Raw genomic sequence first — 5,080 nt, 5'->3', positions numbered from 1 at the left:
GGGGTGTGCACCGATCCAGATGTGGGGGCAACAGGGGGGGGGCTGCGTACATATCCGTTCCTGCGGTAACGGCCACTTATGGTTCCGCTCTTACAGCGGGTCACTTTTGGAAAGGCCCAAAAGTAACCAAAAGGCCTTCGCCCCACCACTCGGCACCTCGCCCAGGCTCGGTGTGCCCGAACGCAGGCTTTGCAGCGTGGGCCGCCGCAATGGGCCATCCCTGGCCCAGTGCGGCTAACCCGGCGTCCTGCCGGGTTACCCACGCTGCAAAGCCCGCGTTCGGCCAGCGTGGTTTAACGGGGCGATTTCAGATCAAAAGCAGAGCGCGGCGGCCTTATAGCCGACCGGTTTTTGAGGGTGAACTCAGTGAGACATTTGGGGGCAAGCCTGCCCCCGGTAACCACGATGCGAAGCGAGCGGCTTTTGATCTTGATCTGCTTTTGATCTTAGGCGCCCCGTTAAACCACGCTGGCCGGAATTCGACAGGGATTTGGGGGGTAAACCGGCAGGGATGCCGGTTTAGCCGCCCCGCGCCATGGATGGCGCGTGGCGGCGGCCCCCCAAATCACTGGCGGATTACGGGCACACCGAGCCTAAGCGAGGTGCCGAGTGGTGGGGCAAGAGCGTTTTGCTTACTTTTGCGCTTTTCAAAAGTGAGCCGCTGTAAGAGCGGAACCCTAGGTGGCCGTTACCGCAGGAATGGATATGTACTCATTCCAACCCAGCTAAATGGTCGACCAGAAGGCCGCCATCGCAGGCAAGCCAGCTCCCACATTTGGACCGAGGAGCGTCAGGTAGACAGGGGTCGGCTGTCAGGTCTTTACCCAGGCCAGCGTCAGCGCGCAACCATATTTGTACTCAATCAAGAAGCCAACCATGCAAACGTCTAAATTCCGCAAAATCGGCATTCTGGCTTCAGTGGCCGTCGCAATCGGCTTGGCCATCTACACCGTAAACGCCCCCGCCGACGCCCCCCAATACCTCACCGCGACCGCCGAACGCGGCGATATCGAAAACGCGGTATTGGCCACCGGCCTGCTCGAAGGCGTCAAACAAGTCGACGTCGGCGCCCAGGTCTCTGGCCAGCTCAAGTCGCTGAAAGTCAAAGTCGGCGACAAGGTAAAGAAGGGCCAATGGCTGGCTGAAATCGACCCCTTGATCCTGCAGAACACCCTGCGCAAAGCCCAGGTCGATGAAGAAAACCTCCAGGCCCAACGCCGGGCGACAGCCGCGCAGCTCAAGCAGGCCAGGTCCGTATATGAGCGCTACAAAGGCTTGCAGGCCGACGAGTCGGTGTCACGCCAGGATTTCGAAGACGCCGAATCGACCTACCAGGTGCAGCAGGCCAACCTGCTGTCCCTGGACGCACAGATCAAAAGCGCGCACATCGAGATCGACACCGCCAAGGTCAACCTGGCCTATACCCGCATCAACGCGCCCATCGACGGCGACGTGGTGGGCATTGTCACCCAGGAAGGCCAGACCGTGATCGCCAGCCAGTTGGCGCCCGTGCTGCTCAAGCTGGCAGACCTGGACACCATGACCGTCAAAGCCCAAGTGTCGGAAGCGGATGTGATTCATATCAGCCCCGGCCAGCAGGTGTACTTCACCATTCTCGGCGAGGCGGACAAGCGCTATTACGCCAAGCTGCGCGGCACCGAGCCGGCGCCGCAGAACTTCCTGGAAACCCAGACCGCCGGCACGCCGAAGCAAAACACCGCGGTGTTTTACAACGCGTTGTTCGACGTGCCCAACCCAGAGCACCGCCTGCGCATCGCCATGACCGCCCAGGTGCGCATCGTGCTCGACACCGCCCAGGCCGCGCTGATGGTGCCCGTGGCGGCGCTGGGCGTGCGCAATGCCGATGGCCGCTACGAAGTGCGGGTGCTGGATGCCAAGGGCAAGGCGGTCGCCCGCACGGTGAAGACCGGTATCAATAACAACGTCAAGGTGCAGATCCTGGACGGCCTGGCCGAGGGCGACACCGTGGTGATCGGTGATGCTACACCTGCCGTGGCGGGGAGTTGAGTCATGACCCAGCCTCTGTTGGAACTCAAGGGCATCACCCGCAGCTTCATGGCCGGCGAGCGTGAGTTCATCGCGCTCAAGGGCATCGACCTGACCATCCATGCCGGGGAAATGCTGGCGATCATCGGCGCCTCCGGTTCGGGTAAATCGACCCTGATGAACATCCTCGGTGGCCTGGATTACGCCACCGCCGGCAGCTACAAGATCAATGGCATCGAAACCCGCTCCCTGGGCGATGAGCAACTGGCAGAGCTGCGGCGCGATTACTTCGGGTTTATCTTCCAGCGTTACCATTTGCTCGCGCACCTGAGCGCTTTGCACAACGTGGAGATGCCGGCGATCTACGCCGGCACCCCGCAAAGCCAGCGCCATAGCCGCGCCGGGGAATTGCTGGCACGCCTGGGCCTGTCGGGCCACACCAGCCATCGGCCCAGCCAGCTGTCCGGCGGGCAACAGCAGCGGGTGAGTATCGCGCGGGCCTTGATGAATGGCGGTGAAGTGATCCTGGCCGACGAACCCACCGGCGCCCTCGACACCCACAGCGGCAAGGAGGTGATGCGCATCCTCGCCGAACTGCACGCGGCGGGGCACACGGTGATTATCGTCACCCACGACCCCAAGGTCGCGGCGAACGCCCAGCGCATTGTCGAGGTGTGTGATGGCGAGATCATCAGCGACAAGGCCAACGACAGCGTCGGCCTGGAATTGCCCGTCGAGGCGCCGGTCGAGCCCCGACGCAGCGGGGCGCGGCGCCTGGTGGCGAGCCTGGGGCTGTTCAAGGAAGCGTTCAACATGGCGTGGGTGGCGCTGATCTCCCACCGCATGCGCACCTTGCTGACCATGCTCGGGATTGTCATCGGCATCACCTCGGTGGTGTCGATCTCGGCCATCGGCGAAGGCGCCAAGCGCTATGTGCTCAAGGACATCCAGGCGATTGGCAGCAACACCATCGATATCTTTTCCGGCACCAGCTTTGGCGACAGTCGAGCCTCGGCGATCCAGACGCTGATGCCCTCGGATGTGGACGCGCTGAACCAGCTGTATTACGTCGACAGCGCCACGCCGGTGGTGGGCCGCAACCTGATGCTGCGCTTTGGCAACATCGACGTGGATGCACAGGTCAATGGTGTCAGTGACCGCTACTTCAAGGTCAAGGGCCTCAAGCTTGAAGCCGGCATTGCCTTCAGCGAAAGCGATGCGCGGCGCCAGGCCCAGGTGGTGGTGATCGACCACAATACCCGCCAGCGCCTGTTCGGGCCCAACATCGACCCGCTGGGCCAGGTGATCCTGATAGGCAACCTGCCGTGCACGGTGATCGGGGTGACGGCGGACAATAAAAACATGTTCGCCGCCAGCAAGGCCCTGAACGTGTGGGTGCCATACGAAACCGCGGCGGGCCGTCTGCTGGGCCAGCGTCATCTGGACAGCATCACCGTGCGCATCAAGGACGGCCAGCCGAGCAAGGTGGTGGAAGACAACGTCAATAAGCTCATGCTGCAACGCCATGGCACCAAGGATTTCTTTACCAACAACCTCGACAGCATCATGCAGACGGTGCAGAAAACCAGCCGCTCCCTCGCGCTGTTGCTGTCATTGATTGCGGTGATTTCTTTGCTGGTGGGCGGTATTGGTGTGATGAATATCATGCTGGTGTCGGTCACCGAGCGCACCCGTGAAATCGGGATTCGCATGGCGGTGGGGGCGCGGCAATCGGATATTCGCCAACAGTTTCTAGTGGAGGCGGTGATGGTGTGCCTGATCGGCGGGATCATCGGGATCTCCTTGTCCTACGCCATCGGCTACCTGTTTTCGCTGTTTGTGAAGGAGTGGGAGATGGTGTTTTCGGTGGGCTCGATCATTACCGCGTTTGCCTGTTCGACGTTGATCGGCATTGTGTTTGGTTTTGTACCGGCGCGGAATGCGGCGCGGTTGGACCCCATAGAGGCACTGGCCCGGGACTGACCTGAGGGAGCTGCTGATCGTTCCCTCACTCTGCGTGGGAACGCCGCCATGGACGCTCTGCGTCCACGGTGACGCAGAGCGTCACGGGATCCATTCCCACGCGGAGCGTGGGAACGATCTTAGTCTTCGGTCGAGTACATCCACCGCAACAACGAGTGCCGCCCGCTGATCCCCAACTTGATCGCCGCACGCTTGAGGTAGCTCTCGATGGTGTTGACCTTCAACGCCAATTGCTCGGCCAACTCCGGCGCGGTGCGCCCGGCCAGCAGGCCTACGCACACTTCCAGTTCACGGTTGGACAAGGTCAGCTCCGATTGCAGCAGGCGCTCCTGGATGCGTCGGCGCAAGGTGTCGATGCCCCGGGGTTGAGGCACTGCGCATGGGCTGTCCGGGAGCGAGGGCTGCAGCGCGGTGATGTGTTGATCGTTCCCACGCTCCGCGTGGGAACGCCGCCATGGACGCTCTGCGTCCACAGTGACGCAGAGCGTCACGGGATCCATTCCCACGCGGAGCGTGGGAACGATCTTAGTCTTCGGTCGAGTACATCCACCGCAACAACGAGTGCCGTCCGCTGATCCCCAACTTGATCGCCGCACGCTTGAGGTAGCTCTCGATAGTGTTGACCTTCAACGCCAATTGCTCGGCCAACTCCGGCGCGGTGCGCCCGGCCAGCAGGCCTACGCACACTTCCAGTTCACGGTTGGACAAGGTCAGCCCCGATTGCAGCAGGTGCTCCTGGATGCGTCGGCGCAAGGTGTCGATGCCCTGGGGTTGAGGCACTGCGCACGGGCTGTCCGGGAGCGATGGCTGCAGCGCGGTGATGTGTTGATCGTTCCCTCACTCCGCGTGGGAACGCCGCCATGGACGCTCTGCGTCCACGGTGACGCAGAGCGTCACGGGATCCATTCCCACGCGGAGCGTGAGAACGATCTTAGTCTTCGGTCGAGTACATCCACCGCAACAACGAATGCCGCCCGCTGATCCCCAACTTGATCGCCGCACGCTTGAGGTAGCTCTCGATGGTGTTGACCTTCAACGCCAATTGCTCGGCCAACTCCGGCGCGGTGCGCCCGGCCAGCAGGCCTACGCA

3 protein-coding genes and 2 pseudogenes (1 of these 5 running past the window's edge) are annotated in these 5,080 nt (G+C 62.1%); 2 read left to right on the top strand and 3 right to left on the bottom strand.

From position 1 onward, the window contains the following. Nucleotides 1-876: 876 nt before the first annotated feature. Together macA and ACP7CZ_RS00735 are read left to right on the top strand one after the other, a co-directional pair. Nucleotides 877-2,028 (top strand): macrolide transporter subunit MacA, encoded by a 1,152-nt coding sequence (gene macA / locus ACP7CZ_RS00740; protein WP_072445987.1) that lies wholly within the window; start codon nt 877-879, stop codon nt 2,026-2,028. Between the two features lie 3 nt (nt 2,029-2,031). Next, a complete protein-coding gene (locus ACP7CZ_RS00735) occupies nt 2,032-3,990 on the top strand; it encodes a MacB family efflux pump subunit (RefSeq protein ID WP_034127385.1) in 1,959 nt (652 codons plus the stop codon). Nucleotides 3,991-4,109: 119 nt separating this feature from the next. Here the strand turns inward: ACP7CZ_RS00735 and ACP7CZ_RS00730 are convergent. From ACP7CZ_RS00730 to ACP7CZ_RS00720, 3 genes and pseudogenes are all read right to left on the bottom strand, one after another. Next, nucleotides 4,110-4,415 (bottom strand): annotated as a pseudogene (locus tag ACP7CZ_RS00730) (helix-turn-helix domain-containing protein); the annotation flags it as partial. Between the two features lie 100 nt (nt 4,416-4,515). Beyond that, a pseudogene (locus ACP7CZ_RS00725) lies at nt 4,516-4,821 on the bottom strand (response regulator transcription factor); the annotation flags it as partial. A 100-nt stretch (nt 4,822-4,921) separates the two neighbouring features. After that, nucleotides 4,922-5,080, bottom strand: partial view of a LuxR C-terminal-related transcriptional regulator gene (locus tag ACP7CZ_RS00720; protein ID WP_426173521.1) — the final stretch only. The gene runs 642 nt beyond the window's last position; 159 of the gene's 801 nt are visible here — the last part of the coding sequence; its start codon lies beyond the right edge, outside the window; its stop codon occupies nt 4,922-4,924.

It is taken from the genome of Pseudomonas sp. DWP2-2 (assembly GCF_049897065.1).
Classification (GTDB): domain Bacteria; phylum Pseudomonadota; class Gammaproteobacteria; order Pseudomonadales; family Pseudomonadaceae; genus Aquipseudomonas; species Aquipseudomonas paracarnis.
This window is presented reverse-complemented; position numbering and strand designations above follow the sequence as displayed.

What these genes read in the sequence shown, in the direction of transcription:
- macA (WP_072445987.1), top strand. Translation starts at nt 877, where the DNA reads ATGCAAACGTCTAAATTCCGCAAAATCGGCATTCTGGCTTCAGTGGCC.
- ACP7CZ_RS00735 (WP_034127385.1), top strand. Translation starts at nt 2,032, where the DNA reads ATGACCCAGCCTCTGTTGGAACTCAAGGGCATCACCCGCAGCTTCATG.